This is a genomic window from Salinimicrobium oceani, from assembly GCF_012037645.1.
The window spans coordinates 1-362 of sequence record NZ_JAAVJR010001079.1; the positions used below are offsets into that span (position 1 = coordinate 1).

Annotated in this window: 1 protein-coding gene; it reads right to left on the reverse strand. The window is 39.5% G+C overall.

Annotated elements, in window-relative coordinates:
• Window positions 1–247 (reverse strand): 5'/3'-nucleotidase SurE (locus HC175_RS20865; protein WP_235942721.1); only part of this gene is annotated, 247 nt, incomplete at its 3' end.
• Window positions 248–362 lie beyond the last annotated feature (115 nt).

Sequence of the window (362 nt, forward strand, 5' to 3'; positions counted from 1 at the left end):
TTACACAATCGGCCGGAGTTCCTGAACAGCTGTATTCTTTGTGTTTATAATTTTCTTTTACCGTAACCGGATCACAAAAGAGGGTGTCGCTAATAGTGATCGCATGTCCCATTCCGCTTTGTGGGCTATCGGGTGCTACCACGATCACATCTCCCAATTGTTTCATTACATCGATAAGAGCTCTTATTCCGGGGGCGGTTATTCCGTCATCATTTGTAACTAAGATCAGCGGTTTTTCCTGCGACATTGTGAAAATTTTATGGCTGCTAAATTAAATTAAAATCCTGAGGAAAGCGTTATATTCGTAAATTAACAAAAATGCTCCTAACTTCATAAGTTGGCATAGTTTTTACTGTACAACA